This window comes from Streptomyces sp. GQ60 (assembly GCF_059758875.1).
This window is the reverse complement of the sequence record NZ_JCAXEG010000003.1, coordinates 56,940-76,835: the sequence shown is the minus strand read 5'-3', so window position 1 is coordinate 76,835 and position 19,896 is coordinate 56,940. Positions and strand designations below refer to the sequence as shown.

The 19,896-nt window shown below is 73.8% G+C and carries 15 protein-coding genes, 1 pseudogene and 1 riboswitch; of the genes and pseudogenes, 6 read left to right on the top strand and 10 right to left on the bottom strand.

Translation table 11 applies throughout. The features are described from left to right. The first annotated feature begins 22 nt into the window (after nt 1-22). On the top strand, nt 23-1,477 hold the full coding sequence (locus tag AC6CKD_RS09005; protein ID WP_498326392.1) for a peptidoglycan D,D-transpeptidase FtsI family protein: 1,455 nt from the start codon (nt 23-25) through the stop codon (nt 1,475-1,477). Nucleotides 1,478-1,595: 118 nt separating this feature from the next. Beyond that, nucleotides 1,596-2,306 (top strand): DsbA family oxidoreductase, encoded by a 711-nt coding sequence (locus AC6CKD_RS09000; RefSeq protein ID WP_498326391.1) that lies wholly within the window; start codon nt 1,596-1,598, stop codon nt 2,304-2,306. 16 nt (nt 2,307-2,322) lie between these two features. Here the strand turns inward: AC6CKD_RS09000 and AC6CKD_RS08995 are convergent, their stop codons facing one another. Further along, on the bottom strand, nt 2,323-3,411 hold the full coding sequence (locus AC6CKD_RS08995) for a pyridoxal-phosphate-dependent aminotransferase family protein (protein ID WP_498326390.1): 1,089 nt from the start codon (nt 3,409-3,411) through the stop codon (nt 2,323-2,325). A gap of 130 nt (nt 3,412-3,541) precedes the next feature. Between AC6CKD_RS08995 and AC6CKD_RS08990 the strand changes: the two genes are divergently transcribed. Both AC6CKD_RS08990 and AC6CKD_RS08985 read left to right on the top strand, forming a co-directional pair. Further along, on the top strand, nt 3,542-4,657 hold the full coding sequence (locus tag AC6CKD_RS08990; RefSeq protein ID WP_498326389.1) for an amidohydrolase family protein: 1,116 nt from the start codon (nt 3,542-3,544) through the stop codon (nt 4,655-4,657). A 294-nt stretch (nt 4,658-4,951) separates the two neighbouring features. After that, complete coding sequence (locus AC6CKD_RS08985; protein ID WP_498326388.1) at nt 4,952-5,857, top strand: SCO1860 family LAETG-anchored protein; 906 nt, start codon at nt 4,952-4,954, stop codon at nt 5,855-5,857. Nucleotides 5,858-5,911: 54 nt separating this feature from the next. Here the strand turns inward: AC6CKD_RS08985 and AC6CKD_RS08980 are convergent, their stop codons facing one another. Together AC6CKD_RS08980 and cobC are read right to left on the bottom strand one after the other, a co-directional pair. Next, nucleotides 5,912-7,147 (bottom strand): CapA family protein, encoded by a 1,236-nt coding sequence (locus AC6CKD_RS08980; RefSeq protein ID WP_498326386.1) that lies wholly within the window; start codon nt 7,145-7,147, stop codon nt 5,912-5,914. Nucleotides 7,148-7,390: 243 nt separating this feature from the next. Beyond that, a complete protein-coding gene (cobC, locus tag AC6CKD_RS08975; protein ID WP_498326385.1) occupies nt 7,391-8,827 on the bottom strand; it encodes an Rv2231c family histidinol phosphate aminotransferase CobC in 1,437 nt (478 codons plus the stop codon). A 194-nt stretch (nt 8,828-9,021) separates the two neighbouring features. Here cobC and AC6CKD_RS08970 point away from each other — a divergent pair, with 194 nt between their 5' ends. Continuing rightward, entirely contained in the window at nt 9,022-9,768 is a 747-nt protein-coding gene (locus tag AC6CKD_RS08970; protein WP_498326383.1) for a ZIP family metal transporter, read from the top strand. Between the two features lie 23 nt (nt 9,769-9,791). Here AC6CKD_RS08970 and AC6CKD_RS08965 read toward each other — a convergent pair whose 3' ends face one another. The 7 genes and pseudogenes from AC6CKD_RS08965 to AC6CKD_RS08935 all read right to left on the bottom strand — a co-directional run bounded on the left by AC6CKD_RS08965 (nt 9,792) and on the right by AC6CKD_RS08935 (nt 18,376). Further along, nucleotides 9,792-11,192 (bottom strand): cobyrinic acid a,c-diamide synthase CobB, encoded by a 1,401-nt coding sequence (locus AC6CKD_RS08965; RefSeq protein ID WP_498326381.1) that lies wholly within the window; start codon nt 11,190-11,192, stop codon nt 9,792-9,794. Then, nucleotides 11,186-11,785 carry a cob(I)yrinic acid a,c-diamide adenosyltransferase gene (gene cobO / locus AC6CKD_RS08960; RefSeq protein WP_498326379.1) on the bottom strand — a complete coding sequence of 200 codons (600 nt, stop codon included), beginning with the start codon at nt 11,783-11,785 and terminating at the stop codon, nt 11,186-11,188. Before cobO ends, AC6CKD_RS08965 begins: the two co-directional genes overlap by 7 nt. Continuing rightward, complete coding sequence (locus AC6CKD_RS08955) at nt 11,785-13,920, bottom strand: putative cobaltochelatase (protein ID WP_498326928.1); 2,136 nt, start codon at nt 13,918-13,920, stop codon at nt 11,785-11,787. Before AC6CKD_RS08955 ends, cobO begins: the two co-directional genes overlap by 1 nt. A 51-nt stretch (nt 13,921-13,971) precedes the next feature. Continuing rightward, a pseudogene (locus tag AC6CKD_RS08950) lies at nt 13,972-15,559 on the bottom strand (cobyric acid synthase); the annotation flags it as partial. Further along, nucleotides 15,556-16,518 carry a cobalamin biosynthesis protein gene (locus AC6CKD_RS08945; protein ID WP_498326377.1) on the bottom strand — a complete coding sequence of 321 codons (963 nt, stop codon included), beginning with the start codon at nt 16,516-16,518 and terminating at the stop codon, nt 15,556-15,558. The pseudogene AC6CKD_RS08950 and the gene AC6CKD_RS08945, both read right to left, overlap by 4 nt. 58 nt (nt 16,519-16,576) lie before the next feature. After that, nucleotides 16,577-16,666, bottom strand: a riboswitch (cobalamin riboswitch). Between the two features lie 182 nt (nt 16,667-16,848). Next, the gene (locus AC6CKD_RS08940) at nt 16,849-17,070 is read right to left on the bottom strand and encodes a hypothetical protein (protein ID WP_498326376.1); all 222 of its coding nucleotides are present in this window, start codon (nt 17,068-17,070) and stop codon (nt 16,849-16,851) included. Nucleotides 17,071-17,107: 37 nt separating this feature from the next. Then, complete coding sequence (locus tag AC6CKD_RS08935; RefSeq protein ID WP_498326374.1) at nt 17,108-18,376, bottom strand: inorganic phosphate transporter; 1,269 nt, start codon at nt 18,374-18,376, stop codon at nt 17,108-17,110. Between the two features lie 322 nt (nt 18,377-18,698). Here AC6CKD_RS08935 and AC6CKD_RS08930 point away from each other — a divergent pair, with 322 nt between their 5' ends. Further along, a complete protein-coding gene (locus AC6CKD_RS08930) occupies nt 18,699-19,841 on the top strand; it encodes an alpha/beta hydrolase family protein (RefSeq protein ID WP_498326372.1) in 1,143 nt (380 codons plus the stop codon). The last annotated feature ends 55 nt before the right edge of the window (nt 19,842-19,896 follow it).

The following is a 19,896-nucleotide window of genomic DNA, read 5'->3' as shown; positions in this document are numbered from 1 at the left end:
GGTTGGGGCGTCCTTCTGGGGGATGAACAAGACGATCAGGCGTGCGTCGGTCTTCTGTCTGCTTCTGGTGCTGGCCCTTTTGGTGCGGGTCACCTGGGTGCAGGCGTATCAAGGCCAGGCCCTCGCAGACGACAAGAACAACCGGCGCAACCTCATCGGGCAGTACGAGAACCCGTTGGGGAACATCATCGTGGGCGGGGAGGCGATCACCGGTTCCACGGACACGGGCGGCAAGGACTTCCGGTACAAGCGGACCTACACCGACGGGCCGCTGTACGCGCCGATCACCGGCTACAGCTCCCAGGCGTTCGGGTCGAGCATGCTGGAGGGCGTCTACCGGAACATCCTCAACGGCTCCGACAACCGGCTCAAGACGATCATGGACACGCTCACCGACAAGCGGGCCGCCCCCGGCAACGTCCTCACCACGATCGACAAGGACGTTCAGAAGGCCGGCTACAACGCGCTCCAGGGCAAGCAGGGCTCGGCCGTGGCGATCGACCCGGCGACGGGCGAGATCCTGGCCGTCGTGAACAACCCGTCCTTCGACCCGGGCTCCATCGCCGGCGCCGGCGAGGCGGAGCAGAAGGCGTGGGAGGCGCTCAGCGCCGACAAGGGCAAGGCGCTGGAGAACACCGCACTGCGCAAGCCGCAGGCTCCGGGCTCCACCTTCAAGCTGGTCACCCTGGCGGCGGCCATCGAGAACGGCCTGGTCACGAACATCGACACGCCGACCTCGGTTCCCGGTGAGTACACCATCCCCGGCACGAGGACCCTGCTGCGCAGCGAGGCGCCCGCCTCGGACTGCAACAACGCGACCCCCCGCAACGCGCTGAAGCTGTCCTGCAACAACGTCTTCGCGGACCTCGCCCACAAGCTCGGCCAGGACAAGATGCGCGCCATGGCGGAGAAGCTCGGCTTCAACGTCGTGCAGAAGACCCCCGTCTGGACCAGCCCGTCCAGCAAGTACCCGACGAAGAAGATGTCGGTCGACCAGGTCGCGCAGACCGGCATCGGCCAGTTCGACGTCCAGGCCACCCCGCTGCAGATGGCGATGGTGACGGCCGCGATCGAGAACGGCGGCAAGCTGGTCTCCCCGCACGCGGTCTCCGAGGTCACGGACTCCAACGGCAACGTGCTGGAGAGCTTCAAGGACCCGAAGTCCGAGCAGGTGATGAGCGCGAAGACCGCCTCGATGGTCCAGGACGCCATGAGGACGGTCGCCACCGAAGGCGGTGGCAAGAACGTCCAGATCCCGGGCGTCGAGTCGGGAGCCAAGACCGGTACGGCCCAGCGCGGTGTGAACAACAGCCTGCCGCCGCTGGCCTGGTACACCACGTACGGAAAGATGAACGGCAAGCAGATCGCGGTCGCCGTCGTGATCGAGAACTCGGACACGGACCGCTCCGAGATCGGCGGCGGCAGGCTGGCCGCCCCGGTGGCGCAGAAGATGATGCAGGCCTGGCTGAAGAAGTAGCCCGCGGACCGCGCCGGGAGCCGACAGGGTTCCCGGCGCGTTCTCCTGTCCGGGGAATGAGACGCGGCGGCGGATGGTTGAACGCGGAACAGTTGATTCCGTGGAGGGAAGAGGGAACATGCGCGTCGAGATCTGGAGCGACATCGCCTGCCCGTGGTGCTACATCGGCAAGGCCCGGTTCGCCAAGGCGCTGGCCGGCTTCGCCCACCGCGACGAGGTCGAGGTCGTCCACCGCTCCTTCGAGCTCGACCCGAACGGCCCCAAGGGCCAGGTGGCGCCCGTCCTGGAGATGCTGGCCAAGAAGTACGGCCGCACCCTCGACGAGGCCCGCGGCATGGAGGAGCACGTCGCCGCGAGCGCCCGCGCCGAGGGGCTGACGTACCGCACCGAGGGCCGTGACCACGGCAACACCTTCGACATCCACCGCCTGCTGCACCTGGCCGCCGACCGCGGACGCCAGGAGGAACTGCTCGACCTCGCCTACCGCGCCAACTTCGGCGAGGAGCGCTCCGTCTTCGAACCCGAGGTGCTCGTCGCACTCGCCGTCGAGGCCGGACTGGACGAGGTGGAGGCCCGCGCGGTGCTGGCCGACGGGTCGGCGTACGCCGCCGAAGTGCGGGCCGACGAGCGCGAGGCGGCCGAGCTGGGCGCGAACGCCGTGCCGTTCTTCGTGCTCGACCGCCGCTACGGGATCTCCGGGGGCCAGCCCTCCGAGGTGTTCGCGCAGGCGCTGGAGCAGGCCTGGGCAGGCCGCGAGGTCCTCGCGCCCGCCGCCCCCGAGGGGGAGGCCTGCGAACCCGACGGCGCGTGCGCGGTGCCGCAGCCGTAGGGCCCGACCGGCCGGATCAGGCGGAGGGCAGGGCCGCCGACCAGGCCGAACCCGCCGCCGCGAGGGCCCCGGCCGGGTCCGCCGACAGGGCCGCGGCCAGGGCGGTCAGGCTCGAGCCGACGGTGGCCAGGGAGGCCGCCGTGCCGTAGTGGTTGACCCGGACCATCTCCCCGGCCAGGGCGCCGCCGCCCGCCGCGAGGGGGGCCGCCGGATCGGCCGCCAAGGCCTTCGCCACCACCAGGGAGGCCTCCGGGACCCGCAGGGTGGTGGCCACCGGAGCCGCCGCCGCGTCCGAGCCGACGTACGGGGCGATGCCCAGCGCCACCGCGCCCGCGCGGGTCGCCGCCGCCGCGGCCGCGTGGCGGGCCGTCACCGCGGGCAGGCCCTCGGCCGCGATGCGGCCCAGGCAGGCCTCCAGCGCCAGCATCTCCAGCTGCGCCGGCGCGTGCGGCAGCGCCGTGCGCCCGCCGTCGATCCAGCGCTCCTTCCAGTCCAGCAGGGAGAGGTACGAGCGGCGCGGAGCCGAGGAGTTCTCCGCGAAGCGGGCCCACGCGCGGTCGGAGACCGATACGGCCGAGACCCCCGCCGGCCCGCCCATCGCCTTCTGCGCGCCGATCACGCACAGGTCCACGCCCCACGCGTCCGGCAGCAGCGGCTCCGCGCCCACCGAGGCCACCGCGTCCAGCATGAACAGCGCCCCGTGGGCCCGTACGGCCTCGCCGATCTCCGCCACCGGGTTGGTGTTCCCGGTGGCCGCCTCCGCGTGCACCAGGGAGACGAAGTCGATCTCCGGATGCTCCGACAGGGCGTGCTCGACCTGGGCCGCGGACACGGCCGTGTCGAAGGGGACCTCCAGGTCCACGACGCTCGCCCCGCAGTCGCGCAGCCAGTTGCCGAAGGTGGTCCCGTAGGGGCCGGTCACCACGTTCAGCGCGGTCGAGCCGGGCCGCGCGCCCGACCTGATGCACCCCTCCAGCGGCAGCAGCGCCTCGCCCTGGGTGATCACCACGTCGGCCCGGGTTCCGAGCAGCTCCGCGACCCCCCGCTCGATCGACGCGAAGCGCGCGGCGGTCAGGGGCGGGAGGTCCAGGAGGGGGTGGGTCACGGCGCCGCTCTCTTCGTTCTCTCGGTCCGGGGTTCTCTTGCCCCGGTGGTTCTTTTGCTCTGGGGGCGTTCGTCCGGAATCGTCCGGGCCGACCTGGAGAGCCTACCGAGCCCGCACGTAGAGTGCCGTCATGAGCGACGAGGTCAACGGTGACAGCGCGAGGTCGGGTCTGCTGCACGTCAAGGGGCGGGTGCTGGTCGGGCCCGAGGAGGTCCGTGACGAGCTGTGGGTGGTCGGCGGCCGGATCTCCTACGAGCGCCCGCGCGGTGCCCGGGAGGTCACCGAGGTCACCGGGTGGGTGCTGCCCGGACTGGTCGACGCGCACTGCCACGTGGGGCTCGACGCCCACGGACCGGTGGACGCGGACACCGCCGAACGGCAGGCCCTGACCGACCGGGACGCCGGCACCCTCCTCATCCGCGATGCCGGATCCCCGTCCGACACCCGCTGGATCGACGCCCGCGAGGACCTGCCGAAGATCATCCGGGCGGGTCGGCACATCGCCCGCACCCGCCGCTACATCCGCAACTTCGCCCACGAGATCGAGCCGGCCGACCTGGTCGAGCACGTCGGCCGGGAGGCGCGGCGCGGCGACGGCTGGGTCAAGCTGGTCGGGGACTGGATCGACCGCGAGGTCGGGGACCTGACCGCCTGCTGGCCGCGCGCCGAGGTCGAGGCGGCCATAGCCGAGGCCCACCGCCTCGGGGCGCGCGTCACCGCGCACTGCTTCGCGGAGGACTCCCTGCGGGACCTGGTCGAGGCGGGCATCGACTGCGTCGAGCACGCCACGGGGCTCACCGAGGACACCATCCCGCTGTTCGCGGAGCGCGGGGTGGCCATCGTCCCCACGCTCGTGAACATCGCGACCTTCCCGAAGATGGCCGCGGGCGGCGAGGCCAAGTTCCCGCGGTGGTCGGCGCACATGCGCAGGCTGCACGAGCGGCGCTACGACACCGTCCGCGCCGCCTACGACGCGGGCATCGGGGTCTACGTCGGTACGGACGCGGGAGGCTCCCTCCCGCACGGCCTGGTCGCCGCCGAGGTCGGCGAGCTCGTCAAGGCGGGCATCCCGCCGCTGCAAGCCCTCTCGGCGACGGCCTGGGGCGCGCGCGAATGGCTCGGCAGGCCCGGCCTGACCGAGGGGGCGCCGGCCGACCTGGTGGTCTACGAGGCCGATCCGCGGGCCGACGTACGGGCGCTGGCGGGGCCGCGGCGAGTCGTGGTGAACGGCACGGTGGTGGCCTGAGGGCCGCGGGCGTACGCGAGTTGACGAGGCGTGACGCCGACGGCCGCACGGTCGTTGTGTACGCCGCGCGCGGGCCCGGCGGCCGGGATTCCCGGGATGGGAGGGAACTCCCGTTCCGGGTGAGGCGTATTTATTCGAACCTATGCCTGGAAACCACCCTTTGGGGTGAACTCACGCCGGGTTCACCCCCGTTCACTCTCAGTGCGTAAAGATTCCGGGGTCGAGGCCGTCGGCGCGCGCAATGTCCCCCATTGGCGGCGCGACGGCTCCCATCTCCCTGGGGGTTCCACCATCTTGAACAGCAACACCTTCCGCATGCCCGTGGCCGCGCTCGTCGCCACGGGAGCGGTCGCCCTGCTCACCGCCCCGCCCGCCTTCGCCACCGGCTCCCACCCGGGGAAGGGCAGGGCGAGCGCCGTCGTCCTGCGCACCACGCTGGACGTGGGCCTGCTCAACAAGACCGTGCACGTTCCGCTGAAGGCGACCCTCAACGAGGTCAGCGCCCCGGCGGACGCCGCGAAGACGGCGCTGACCGTCACCCTCGACGGGGTCGAGGGCGGAAGGCCGGTGAGCATCCTGCGCGCCGACGTCGCCACCTCCAAGGCCACCGCCGACTCGGACCGCGCCGCGGCGGAGGCCAACCTGGCCAAGGCCCGCGTCCACGTACCGGGCCTGCCCCTGCTGTCCCTGATCCAGGTGGAGAAGGTCAGCTCCAAGGCCGTATGCGAGGCGGGCAAGAAGCCGGTCGCCTCCTCCAACGTCCTGGGCGCCGTGACCGTCCTGGGCAAGAAGGTCACCCTTTCGGCGGGCGGCCCCACCAAGGTCGAGGTCCCCAAGGTCGGCCTGGTGAGCCTGGAGCTCTCCGCCGCCGAGACCACCTCCACCACGGCCGCCGCGGCCGCGCTGCGGCTCAAGGTGTCGGTGAACCCGCTCGACCTGAACGTCGCCCAGGTCGAGGGGGAGATCGTCCTCGCGGAGGCCCGCTGCGAGTCCCCGGCCGCCCCCGCCCCCAGCGCCAGTGCTTCGAAACTGCCCGACGTCAAGCCCCAGACGGGAACGGCGGGCGGCTCCGGGACCCGGGCAGACCTGGCCGAGACGGGAGGCGGCTCGCTCACCCCGTTCGTGACGGGCGGTGCGCTGCTCCTGCTCGGCTTCGGCGCCGCCGCACTGGTCGTGACCCGGCGCGGCAAGGCCTCGTAGGCCCGGGGCGTGTCCTTCGGGCCGAGCCGGGCCCGCACCGACCGCCGCCGCGCCCTACTTCGTCGCGCGCGTCAGTCCCTGCTCCCCGGCGCCACGTGACATCACGGCTTTCGTGACCTCGCGGTCGGCGGCGGCGTAGGTGCTGTCGGCGGCGGAGGTGGCCTCGCAGGAGGTGCAGACGACGCGGAACGGCGGCCGCATGTCCGAGAACTGCGTGAGGTACTCGGCCTTCACCACCTCCCAGCGGCCCGGCCGGCCGGCCGCCGGCGCGAAGGTGAAGCGGGGGACCGAGGACATGTTGCCGCGGGCCTTCGCGGCCTCGTAGAAGCTGGCCATCTGGTCGCCCATGCCGTACACCACCCAGGTGCCGTTGACCTTCTCGTACGGCTGCGGCACGTGGTTGTGGGTGCCGAGGATCAGGTCGATGTCGGGGAGGCCGTCCGCCCCGCGCGAGGCGGTCAGCGTCTGGGCCAGGTCCAGTTGCTGCTTGTCCGGGGCCGTCTGCCACTCGGAGCCCCAGTGGACGCTGAGGACGACGACGTTCGCGCCGGCCGCGCGCGCGGCGCGGGCGTCGGCGACGATCCGCTCCGGGTCGATCAGGTTCACGGCCCAGGGCTTGTCCGCGGGGAGCGGGATGCCGTTCGTCCCGTACGTGTAGTCCAGTTGCGCGACCTTGGCCCCGCCGGCTTCGAGCAGGGCCGGGGCCTTGGCCTCCTCGGGGCCCCGAGCGGAGCCCACGTGGCGGATGCCGACGCGGTCGAGGTGGTCGAGGACGCGGACGAGACCGTCGTACCCGTCGTCCAGGGTGTGGTTCGAGGCGGTCGAGCAGCTGTCGTAGCCGGTGTCCTTGAGGGCGTCGGCCAGTTGGTGCGGGGCCTTGAAGAGGGGGAACCCGGTGTAGGGGCCGCCGGGCCGGCCGTACGGTATCTCGTGGTGGCATATCGCCAGGTCGGCGGCGGAGACGATGGGCTTGACCCCGGCGAGTATCTTCCCGAAGTCGTGGCCGCCCTTCTCCGCGGCGTCGTCGGCGGCCCGCTGGATGATCGACGGGTACGGGATGATGTCGCCCGTCCCGACGAGGGTGAACGGCTTCCCGTCGGGCGTGGCCGACGCGGTGGCTCCGCCCGCCGCGTCGCGGCTCGGACTCGCGGCCGCTCCCGGCTCCGCCCCCAGCCGCTGCCCGGCCGCCGCGCCGCCGTCCGGCCCGGCCAGGTGCGTCACGCCGTAGACGGCGCCTCCCACCACGGCGAATCCGGCCACGGCCGCGCCTATCTTGCCGACTGTCTTCATCCCCGTACCCCCGGTGTCGCCTGTTCACTGCCTGCGGAAATAGTCGCGCACCCGTACGGGCAGCGCCCCGCACGACCCGCGGAAACGTGCCGATGGAGTGAGGTCCACCCCGGGGGCGGGCCCACCCCGGCGGCTTGCCGTCGGCACGGCGCACGGGGCGCGGGGCACGCGGGTGGCAGGAGTGTCCCACCCGCGTGGGGTCGGCCCGTGGTCGGCGGTCGGCCGGCCCGTAGACGGCCACGGTCAGCGCGTGGTCAGGCGTGCCGCGAGAGCCAGGTCGAGCGCCTGGAGGAGGCGGCCCGTCGTCGCGCGGTCGCGGACCGCCAGCCGCAGCCAGGAGCGGTCCAGCCCCGGGAAGGTGTCCCCGCGGCGCACGGCGAAGCCCAGCGCGCGCAGGCGGGTGCGGATCTCCGCCGCGTCCTCGACCCGGATCAGCACGAAGGGCCCTGCCGCCGTCCCCGACACCGAGATCTCCTCGAACTCCGCGAGCCCCGCGAGGAGGTGCTCCCGGTCCACCGCGATCTGCCGGGCCGCGGCCTCGGCCTCGGCCAGCGCCGCGGGGGACACGCAGGCCTCGGCCGCCACCAGCGCGGGCGTGGACACCGGCCACAGCGGCTGAGCCGCCGACAGCTTCGCGATCACCCCGGGCTCGGCCAGCACGTAACCGATGCGCAGCCCGGCCAGGCCCCAGGTCTTGGTCAGGCTGCGCAGCACCACCAGGCCCGGTATGTCCGTCCGGCCGGCCAGCGCCTCGCGCTCGCCGGGGACCGCGTCCATGAAGGCCTCGTCGACCACCAGGATCCGCCCGGGCCGGGCCAGCGCGGCCAGGGTCGCCGCCGGGTGCAGCACCGAGGTCGGGTTGGTCGGGTTCCCGACCACCACGAGGTCGGCCTCCTCCGGTACCGCCGCCGGGTCCAGCCGGAAGCCGTCCGAGGCCCGCAGCACCACCCGCTCCACCCGGTGGCCCGCATCGCGCAGGGCCGCCTCCGGCTCGGTGAACTGCGGATGCACCACCACGGGCCGTACGGCGCCCAGCGCCCGCGCGATCAGCACGAACGCCTCCGCGGCTCCCGCGGTCAGCAGCACCCGCTCGACCGGCAGCCCGTGGCGGAGGGCCACGGCCGCGCGGGCGGGGCGGCCGTCGGGGTACGCGGACAGGCCGTCGAGCGAAGCCGCGATCCGGTCCTTCAGCCACTGCGGCGGGGTGTGGGACCGTACGTTCACCGCGAGGTCGACCAGCCCCGCGCCCCCGTCCGAGACCTCCGCGTCGCCGTGGTGGCGCAGGTCGTGCGTGTGGGCGGTGGCCACGGCGCAGGTCGCCGCCACCGACCGCCGCTTGGGTACGAGGAGCTCCCCGCCCCCGGCGAGCGCGGCGGCCTCCGCCACCGACGCCGTGCCGGCGGCCTCGCGGGCCGCGTCCGAGGGGTGCGGTACCGGGATCGCGGCCAGCCGTTCGGCGGGGTAGCTCAGCAGGGGCACGCCGAAACGTTCCGCCGCGCCGGCGATCCCCGCCTCCAGCACCTTCCCCTCCACCGTTGCCAGGGCCGTCACCGACGCGGACGCCAGCCCGGCTCCGCGCAGGGTCTCCTCCACCAGCGCGCACACCTCCGCCACGGACACGCCCGCGCGGCCACCGACCCCGACGACCAGTTGTGTCGCGTACTCGCCCAACAGGTTCACCCGTTCTCCGTCGTCGTGTTCGTGGTGCTGCTCGTGCGCGCGGACTGCGTGCGCGCGGACTTCGTACGCAGGGACTTCGTACGCAGGGACTTCGTACGCGGGGCCCGCGCGTACGGCCGGCCCGTCAACCATCCGTGATCCGCCGCCCGGGAGCGGAAGTGCGCGGGCGGCGCGGAGTCGGTATGCAGGGGCACATGGCCGTGATCGTGGCGTTGGGTGCGTTCCTGATGACCCTGGCAGGCGGATGGACGGCGCAGCGCGTCACCGACCGCCGCCACCTCGTGCTGGGCCTGGCCGGCGGGCTGATGCTCGGCGTCGTCGGGCTCGACCTGCTGCCGGAGGCCATGCACGCGGCCGGTGACGAACTCTTCGGAGTCCCGCTGGCCCTGCTGCTCTTCGTCGGCGGGTTCCTCGCCGCGCACTGCGTGGAACGCCTCCTGGCGGTCCGCCAGGCCTCCCACGGCGGCGTGAACGGCGACGGGCACCCGGACGGGGCGAAGCGGGTCCCCCAGGTCGGCCTGACGGCGGCCGCCGCCATGGTCGCCCACAGCCTCGCCGACGGGGTGGCCCTCGGCGCGGCGTTCCAGGTCGGCGGAGGGATGGGCGTGGCCGTGGCGCTGGCCGTCATCACCCACGACTTCGCCGACGGGTTCAACACGTACACGCTCACCCGGCTGTACGGGAACGCCCGCCGCAAGGCCCTGCTCATGCTCTTCGCGGACGCGGCCGCCCCCGTCGTGGGCGCCGCGTCCACTCTGCTGTTCACCCTTCCGGAGGAACCGCTCGGGGCCTACCTCGGCTTCTTCGGCGGTGTCCTGCTGTACCTGGCCGCCGCCGAGATCCTGCCCGAGGCCCACCACAAGCACCCCGCGCTGTCCACGCTGATGTGCACCGTGGGCGGGGTGGCGGGGATCTGGCTGGTCGTGGGCCTGGCGGAGTGACGGCGCCGGGCTGCGTCTGAGGCTCACCGATGCGCTGCCGCGGCCTCGGCGAACCGCAGGGCCACGGAGGGCTCCGCCGCCCAGTGCGTGTGCAGGTAACTGGCGTGCACACCGTCCGCCACGAAGCCCTCGACCCGGCGTTCGGGATGCGTGAAGCCCCACGCGGGTGCGCTGCCGGCGCCCGGCTCGATCACGGTCCGGTGGAACTCGTGCCCGCGCAGCCGGGTCCCGGCCGGTGCGAGGACGCTGTCGGAGACGGCGACCGCCTCGCGGTAGCCGAGCGTGAGCCGCTCGGACATCCGCGCGTCGGCGTCAAGCACCCCGCACATGGGCTTCCCGTCCAGCGAACGGGCCAGGTACAGCAGCCCCGCGCACTCCGCGGCCAACGGGCCGCCGGCCGCGGCGAACGCGGCGACGGCCTCGCGGAGCGGCTCGTTGGCGGACAGCTCCGGCGCGTACACCTCGGGGAACCCGCCGCCGATCACCAGGCCGGTGGTTCCCTCGGGGAGCCTCTCGTCCCGGAGCGGATCGAAGGTGACCACCTCCGCGCCGGCCGCGGTCAGCAGCTCCGCGTGCTCGGCGTACGAGAAGGTGAAGGCGGCCCCGCCCGCGACGGCGATGACAGGTGCGGCGCCGCCGCTGGCGCTCCGCCCCAGACCCCGCGCCTCAAACGCCGACGAGGCTGGATTCACCGGAGTCCAGGCTTCGCAGTCCAGCGGCGGTGCCGTCCTGGCCAAGGCCATCAGGGCCTCCAGGTCGCACCCCTGGCGGACCTGTTCCGCCAGCGCGGCCACCGAGGCGACCGCGTCGCGGCGCCGCTCGGCGACCGGCACCAGCCCCAGGTGCCGCGAGGGCGCGGCCACCTGCGGAGCCCGCCGCAGGATGCCGAGCACCGGCATCCCCGCTTCCTCCAGGGCCTCCCGCAGCATCGCCTCGTGCCGGTCGGAGCCGACCTTGTTCAGGATCACGCCGCCGAGGCGCACCTGCGGGTCGAAGGAGGCGAAACCGTGGACCAGCGCCGCCACCGACCGCGACTGCGAGGACGCGTCGACGACCAGCACCACCGGCGCCCGGAGCAGCTTCGCGACCTGCGCCGTCGACGCCAGTTCGCCCCGCCCCGCGGCCCCGTCGTAGAGCCCCATCACGCCCTCGATGACGGCCAGGTCGCAGCCGGCCGCGCCGTGCGCGAACAGCGGAGCCACCAGCTCGGGCCCGCACATGAAGGCGTCCAGGTTGCGTCCCGGCCGGCCCGTGGCCAGCGCGTGGTAGCCCGGGTCGATGTAGTCGGGCCCGGCCTTGTGCGGGGACACGGCGAGGCCGCGCTCCGAGAAGGCCGCCATCAGGCCCGTCGCCACGGTGGTCTTGCCGCTGCCGGAGGACGGCGCGGCGATGACCAGTCTCGGTACGTTGAGCGAGGTCACCACTCGATGCCCTTCTGGCCCTTCTGGCCGGCGTCCATCGGGTGCTTGATCTTGGTCATCTCGGTGACGAGGTCCGCGAACTCCACCAGCTTCTCCGGTGCGTTGCGGCCGGTGATCACCACGTGCTGGGTGCCGGGACGGTTCCGCAGCACCTCGACGACCTCGTCGACGTCGATCCAGCCCCAGTGCATCGGGTACGCGAACTCGTCGAGCACGTACAGCTTGTGCGTCTCGGCGGCCAGATCGCGCTTGACCTGCTCCCAGCCCTCCTTGGCCGCCTGCTCGTTGTCGAGCTGCGCGTCGCGCTGGACCCAGGACCAGCCCTCGCCCATCTTGTGCCAGACGACGGAGCCGCCCTCGCCGGAGGCGCCGAGCACCTTCAGCGCGTTCTCCTCGCCGACCTTCCACTTCGCCGACTTGACGAACTGGAACACCCCGATCGGCCAGCCCTGGTTCCAGGCGCGCAGCGCCAGGCCGAAGGCCGCCGTCGACTTGCCCTTGCCCGGCCCCGTGTGGACGAAGACGAGCGGGCGGTTGCGGCGCTGACGCGTCGTGAGTCCGTCGTCCGGAACGACGGACGGCTGTCCCTGCGGCATTACGCGGCCCTCCTGAGGGTCGGGGATGGGGTACGTGTGCTTGTGATGAGTCCGTCCTTCACGAGCCCGGCCAGCGAATCGGCCCGCAGCCCGTCGAGGGTGACGGCCAGGCCGCCCAGATCGGCGGCCAGTGCACCGGCCAGCCCGAGCCGGACCGGCCCCGACTCGCAGTCCACGACCACGGAGGCGAGCCCGCCGGCCGCCAGCAGCCGGGCGCTGCGCGCCGAGAGCTCGCGCGGGTCCCCACCGACGGCGCCGGCCGAGGTGGCCCGCCCGTCGGTGACGACCACGAGCAGCGGGCGCCGGCTCGGGTCCCGCAACCGCTCGATCCGCAGGACTTCGTGGGCCTTGAGCAGCCCGGCGGCGAGCGGGGTGCGGCCGCCGGTCGGCAGGTTCTCCAGCCGGGCCGCGGCGGCGTCGACGGAGGAGGTGGGCGGCAGGGCCAGTTCGGCCGAGGAGCCCCGGAAGGTGATCAGGCCGACCTTGTCCCGGCGCTGGTAGGCGTCGAGCAGGAGGGACAGCACCGCTCCCTTGACCGCGCTCATGCGCTGCCTGGCGGCCATGGAGCCCGAGGCGTCGACGAGGAACAGGACGAGGTTGCCCTCACGGCCCTCGCGGGTCGCCTGCCGCAGATCGTCCTTGCGGACGATCAGCCCGCGCCCGGTGCGCCCGCGCGCCTTCTGGTGCGGGGCGGCGGCGTGGACGGTCGCCGCCAGGTGCAGTTTGGTCAACTGGCCCCGGGGGCGCTGGGCGCCGGTGGTGCGGCCGTGCGCGGTGCGGGCGCGCGAACGCCGGCCGGAGGCGCCCTCGCCGAGACCCGGGACGCTGAGCATCTTGGTGCGGAACGGCTCGGCGGCCCGTACGGCCGCCTGCTCGGCCGGACCGGCCGCCGCCTCGTTCTCCTGGGCGGAGGGCTGGGTCTCGGGCCGCTGCGCGGGGTCCGCCGGGGCGTCGGGCGCGGGCTCGGTTTCGGGCGCGTCGGGTCCGGAGCCCTGCGGGGGTACGCCGCCCCCGCCGTCGGGGCCCCCGCCGTCGGAGCCGCCACCGTCCGGGCCGCCGTCCTCCGGGCCCTCGCCCGGCCCTTCCGGCTCGGGCTCGTGGTCGGGCTCGGGCTCCGGCTCGTCGTCGGGGAACCCGTCCAGGATCCGGTCCAGCTTCTCCTCGTCGAGACCGGGCGCGTCGAAGGGGTTGCGGCGGCGGCGGTGGGGGAGCGCCAGCAGGGCGGCCTGCCGCACGTCCTCCTTGCGCACCTCGGTCCGCCCGGCCCACGCGGCGAGCGCGGTCGCGGTACGGGCCATCACGATGTCGGCGCGCATGCCGTCGACCTCGAAACCGGCGCAGGTCGCGGCGATCTGCAGCAGCGAGGTGTCGCCGAGGCGCACCTGCGGGAGCAGGGCCCGGGCGGCGACCACCATGGCGCGCACCTCTTCCTCGTCCCCGGACCAGCGGCCCGCGAAGCCCGCGGGGTCGTCCTCGTAGGCGAGCCGGCGACGGACCACCTCGACCCGCTGGAGGGGCTCCCGGGAGGCGGCGACCTCGACGGTCAGCCCGAACCGGTCGAGCAGCTGCGGGCGGAGCTCGCCCTCCTCGGGGTTCATCGTGCCGACGAGGAGGAAGCGGGCGGCGTGACGTACGGAGACGCCCTCGCGCTCGACGTAGGAAGCGCCCATCGCGGCGGCGTCGAGGAGCAGGTCGATGAGGTGGTCGTGGAGCAGGTTGACCTCGTCGACGTACAGGATCCCGCGGTGCGCGTCGGCCAGCAGTCCGGGCTCGAAGGCCTTCACGCCTTCGGAGAGGGCGCGTTCGATGTCGAGGGCGCCGACGAGCCGGTCCTCGGAGGCGCCGACGGGCAGCTCCACCATGCGGGCGGGCCGCGCGGCGGCCGGTCCCGGCTCGTGCGGGCCGTCGGGGCAGACGGGGTCCGGGGCGGTGGGCGCGCAGCTGAACCGGCAGCCGGGCACCACGTCCACCTGCGGCAGCAGGGTGGACAGGGCGCGGACGGCGGTGGACTTGGCGGTCCCCTTCTCGCCGCGCACGAGAACACCGCCGACCGCGGGGCTCACGGCGTTGAGCAGCAGCGCGAGGCGCAGGTCGGTCTGGCCGACCAGTGCGGTGAACGGGTAGGGCGTGCTCATGCGGTGGCCCCTTCTTGTATGTGGGTACGGGTACGCGTGCGCGGGCGGGCGTGGACGGCGGGGCCGGGCTGCGGGTGCGCCGCCGCGCGGGAGGGCCCCCGCAGGGCTGCGCGGCTCATGGCGCGCCCGGCGGGAGGAAGGGCAGGCCCGCCGGGGCGCCGCCCTCGATGAGCCGCATCAGCGCATCCGTGTCCGCGTGTTCCTCGATCAGGTCGCCGAGCAGGTCGAGCTGCTCCTCCCGCAGGGAGGCGAACGACGTGTCCGGGGCCGGGACGAAACGGCGGCCCGCGGCCGAGGCGACCTCGCGGAGGAAGGCCCGGCGGAAGCCGTCCGACTCCAGTGAGCCGTGCCAGTGCGTGCCCCAGACCGGCCCGACCCGGCATCCGTCCAGGAAGGGGGTCCCGCCGAGGACTTCGGCCACGCCGTGATGGATCTCGTAGCCCTCCACCGGCTCGCCCAGCGCCGAACCCACCGGCCGGGCCAGGGTCTTCTCCCGCTCGAAGCGGACCCGCACGGGAAGGAGCCCGAGTCCGGACACGGAGCCGGCCTTCGACTCGACCTCGTCCTCGATGTGTTCGCCCAGCACCTGGAACCCGCCGCAGATGCCCAGGACCGGCCGGCCCTCGGCGGCCCGCCGGGCCAGCGCGTCCGCGAGCCCCCGCTCGCGCAGCCAGGCCAGGGCCTTGACCGTGCCACGGGTGCCGGGGACGACGACCAGGTCCGCGTCGGCCAGTTCATCGGCCCGGTCCACGAACCGCACCACCACGCCCGGCTCCGCCGCCAGCGCGTCGACGTCCGTGAAGTTGGACATCAGCGGCACCGCGCAGACGGCGACCCGCAGCACGTCCTCGCCCACGGGCGGGGCGACCACGGATTCCCGTACCGCGCCCCGCAGGGAGACCCGCAGGCCGTCCTCCTCGTCGATGCCCAGCCCGTGCTGGAAGGGGAGCACCCCGTACGTGGCACGCCCGGTCAGGCCCCGCAGCATCTCCATGCCCGGTTCCAGCAGGGTGACGTCGCCGCGGAACTTGTTGACCAGGTAGCCCGCGATCAGCGACTGGTCCTCCGGCGAGAGCAGCGCCGTCGTACCGAAGAAGGACGCGAAGACGCCGCCCCGGTCGATGTCGCCGACGACGACCACCGGGAACCGCGCGGCCCGCGCGATGCCCATGTTCACGATGTCGGTCCGGCGCAGGTTGATCTCGGCCGGGCTGCCCGCCCCCTCGCAGATCACGGCGTCATACGTGCCCCGCAACTGCTCCAGACAGTCCGTGACGATGCCGAGCAACTGTTCCTGCCTGCCCCCGTGGTAGCCGCGCGCGCTCATCTCGCCCACCGGCTTGCCCAGCAGCACCACCTGGCTGCTCCGGTCGCTGCCGGGCTTGAGCAGCACCGGGTTCATCAGCGCGGTCGGCTCCACGCGGGCCGCCTGGGCCTGCATGGCCTGGGCGCGGCCGATCTCGGCGCCCTCCCTCGTCACGAAGGAGTTCAGCGACATGTTCTGCGCCTTGAACGGGGCCACCTTCACACCCCGTCGGGCCAGCCACCGGCAGATGCCCGCCGTGACCACGCTCTTGCCCGCGTCCGACGTCGTACCGGCGACGAGGAGTCCCCCGCCGCGCTTCGCGCCGCCGCTCATGCGCGCCGCCCCTTCCTGGTCGTACGGGCGAGCAGCGTCCGGGCGGCCACGCAGGCCCCCAGGGCCAGCCACGTCACCTGGCGCGACAGCCGCACCGCGCGTTCGATGTCGGCGACCTCCACGGGCCGGCCGGCCGCTCCGTTGAGCACGGCCCGGTGTTCGACCCGGCCCGCGTACGCCAGGGTCCCGCCCAGCCGTACGCCCAGCGCCCCGGCGAAGGAGGCCTCCACGGGCCCCGCGTTGGGGCTCGGGTGCCCGGCGGCGTCCGCGCGCCAGGCCCGTACGGCTCCCCGCCGGTCGGGCCCGGCCAGTACGGCGGCCAGGGCCGTCAGCCGGGCGCCCGGCCAGCCGGCCACGTCGTCGAGCCGGGCCGAGGCCCAGCCGTAGCGCAGGTGGCGGGGGGACTTGTGGCCGACCATCGCGTCCAGGGTGTTCACGGCACGGAAGGCCAGCAGCCCGGGGACGCCGGCGACGGCGCCCCACACCAGGGCCCCGACCACCGCGTCGGAGGTGTTCTCGGCGACCGATTCGACGACCGCGCGGGCCATCTGCTGCTCGTCCAGCGCCTGCGGGTCGCGCCCGCACAGGTGGGGCAGCCGCTCGCGGGCCACTTCGGAGTCCCCGGCGGCGAGCGCGCCGCCGATGGCACGGGCCTCCCGGCCCAGCGAAGTGCCGCCCACGACGGCCCAGGTGGCGGCGGCGGTGAGGGCGATGCGGGCGGCCGCGGGCCGGGAGCGCACGGCGCGGGCGCCCAGCGCGCCGACGGCGGTGGCGCCTCCGGCGCAGAGCAGGGTGTGCAGGACGCCCCGCGCGCGGTCGTCGCGCCACAGGGCGCGTTCGACTGCGGCGGCGGCTCGTCCGAAGGCGGCCACGGGGTGCCCTCGGCGCGGATCCCCGAGGATCCGGTCGCCGATCAGGCCCGCCGTGACGCCGTACGCGAAGACGCGATCGGCACGCATGGTGGCAGGTATGTCCTCACTCAGGGTCCGCGCCCTGGTTCGACGTGTCCGGCGGCGAGAGTTCCTGGCTCCCGGCCGCACACGGCCCGAGGTCCGCGTGCGCCGGTGACAGTGGCGGGACCGCGCCGGATTCGCACCGGACTTCCTCTCCATGCCGCCGTATTGGCTCGGGCAGTCCACCACGCAGCGCGAAGGCCCGTCAACTCGCCGTTGACCTGCGGCGGGGTGACGGGGGAGGGGGCGGGGCCGGGCCCGCCCCAGGGGCCCGGGCATGCGAAAGCTCCCTCCGGGACGGACCCGGAGGGAGCCTTCGTGCGCGCTGTCCCGCCCTCAGGCGACGATCAGGTAGATCCCGTAGGCCACGGCCGCCGCGCAGAGCGCGAAGCAGACGTACGCACCACTGCGGGCCAGGGTGGCGGCGCCGCCCTGTTCGGTGGCGGCCTCGTGCTTGGAGAGCCCCATCAGGCCCAGGGTGAACAGGGTCACCAGGACGACGGTGGCGGAGAGGCTGACCCCGAAGACGGAGCCGAGTGCTTCCCAGTCGATCTTCATACCGCTGAATCCTCTGTCGTTCTCGGGGTCGGGCCGGTCAAACCGCGGCGGCCGGGGCCGCGGGGGTCGCCGTCGCCGCCGGGATGGTGGCCTTGAGCTCCTCGTCCGTCACCGCGGCGGTGCTGCCGACGGCGGCGGCCGTGGCCGGGACGCTGACGGCCGCCATGGCCGTGGTGACGACACCCGGCCCCTCGGCGTCGGCCGGCGCGACCTCGTTGACGTTGGTGTGGTCGACGACCTGGCGGCGGGAGATCAGCCAGATGGCGACGCAGGAACCGACCAGGAAGACCGTGACGCCGGCGATGCCGATGTCCCCGGTGCGCATGACCAGCTCGGCACCGGCGGCGACGAGGGCCGCGGCCGGGAGGGTCAGGCCCCAGGCGATGAACATGCGGGAGGCGGTGGACCAGCGGACCACGCCGCCCTTGCGTCCCAGACCCGAACCCATGACGGCGCCGGAGCACGCGTGGGTGGTGGAGAGGGAGAAGCCGAGGGAGGAGGAGGCCAGGATGACGCTCGCGGCCGAGGTCTGGGCGGCGAAGCCCTGCTGCGGCTGCAGGTCGGTCAGGCCCTTGCCCATGGTGCGGATGATGCGCCAGCCGCCCAGGTAGGTGCCCATCGCGATGGCCAGACCGGCGGAGACGATGACCCACACCGGCGGGTTCGAGCCGGGCGCGAGTGCGCCGCCGGCGACGAGTGCCAGGGTGATGATGCCCATCGTCTTCTGCGCGTCGTTGGTGCCGTGCGCGAGGGAGACGAGACCGGCCGAGGCGATCTGGCCGGCGCGGTAGCCCTTGGCCGAGGTCTTCTCACCCATGCCGTTGCCGACCTTGTACGTGACCTTCGTGGCCAGGTACGCGGCGATGCCGGCGACCAGGGGCGCGGCGATCGCGGGGATGAGCACCTTGGTGACGACGACGCTGCCGTTGACCGCGCCCATGCCGGCGGAGGCCACGGCCGCACCGATCAGGCCGCCCATCAGGGCGTGCGAGGAGCTGGAGGGCAGTCCGACCAGCCAGGTGACGAGGTTCCAGAGGATCGCGCCGACCAAGGCGGCGAAGATGACCTCCGGCTGGATGCCTTCCTCGTTGACCAGTCCCTTGGAGATCGTCTTGGCGACCTCCACGGACATGAAAGCGCCGACGAGGTTGAGCACGGCGGACATGGCCACCGCGGTCTTGGGCTTGAGGGCGCCGGTCGAGATGGTGGTGGCCATCGCGTTGGCCGTGTCGTGAAAACCGTTCGTGAAATCGAACACGAGAGCGGTGATGATCACGATCCCGAGGAGAAGCGTTATGTGCTCCATTTACCCAGGCTTCTGTTTGACGTCAGTGGTTCGTGGACCGTAGGCAACCTGGATGAACGGAAGGTGAACTGACAGGGTTCGTACGGTGTATCGCCGCGGCGCCCGATCGGGACCTTCGTCCCGGGAAGGGGGTTGATATATCGATTAATGCACGTCACGGCGGGGATGGCCGCACCCTTCGGGGCGGGACTTCCGGTAGGACCTCCCGCAGGCCGGGGGCCCCGAAGAGACCTAGATCACCCTCCGCACCACCCCTCCGGGCCGTCGACCGGAACCTTTCCCTCCGGTGGCCCGCCGCCCCGTCCGCCTCGACACTGGAGCGGTGCGTACCGCTACAGCGACGGCAGCGGCCGTCACCACGACCCTGCTCGGCGCCGGCGCGGCCGCCGTCACCGCAGCCGCGCTCGCCGGCCGGTACGCCGCCGGCGCGGCCCTGCGGACCGAGCCCGGCCGTCCGCTCCCCGGCAGCCCCCGGCTCAGCGTCCACTCCACCGCGGCCGGCCGGGTCGAGCTGACCCGCTCGCTCGCCTCGCTGCGCCCCGGCACCTACGGCCTCACCGCGCCCGGCGTGCACGCCGTGGTCGGGCCCGTCCTCCCCGACGCCCCGCACGGCCCCGACACCGTGGTGCGCCGGCTCCTCGCCGTCACCCACGGCAGCCTCGACCCCGGAACCCGCGTCACCCTCACCCCCCAGGTCCACCTGGGAGACCCGGGCACCGCCCTCGGGCTGGAGCACGCCGACGTGGACGTCCCCGGGGAGCTGGGCGCGCTGCCCGCCTGGTTCGTCCCCGCGGCCCGCGACACCTGGGTGATCACCGTCCACGGGCTCGGCGCCACCCGGGAGCACCCGATGGTGGTCATGCCCTTCCTCCACCGCAACAAGCTGCCCGTCCTGGACCTCGGGTACCGGGGCGACCTCGGCGCCCCGGAGTCACCGGACGGCCTCGGCCACCTCGGCGAGTCCGAATGGCGCGATCTCGACGCCGCCATCCGCTACGCCCTGCGCTACGGCGCCCGCCGCGTGGTCCTGCACGGCTGGTCGACGGGCGCCACCATGGCCCTGCACGCCGTCGAGCGCTCGGCCCTGGCCGACCGGATCTGCGGGCTGGTCCTCGACTCGCCCGTACTGGACTGGCACGCCACCCTGCGCGCCCTCGCCGCCGCGCGCCGCACCCCGGCCCCGCTGCTCCCGTTCGCGGTCAAGGCCGCCGAGGGCCGTGCGGGCCTGCGCGCCGACCGGCGGGCTCCGGGGTCGGATCCGGCCGCGCTGAAGGTGCCCGTACTGATCTTCCACGGCCCCGACGACACGCTCGCCCCCTGGGAGTCCTCCCGCCGGCTCGCCGCGGCCCGCCCCGACCTCGTCACGCTGCACTCCGTTTCCGACGCCGCCCACGGGGCGATGTGGAACGCCGGTCCGGCCGCGTACGAAGAGGCGCTGCGCCGCTTCCTGACCCCTTTCATGTGACGCATCGCGTGACGGACCGTCGGACGAGTTGTCCGAAGACTGCGGGACGGAGGGG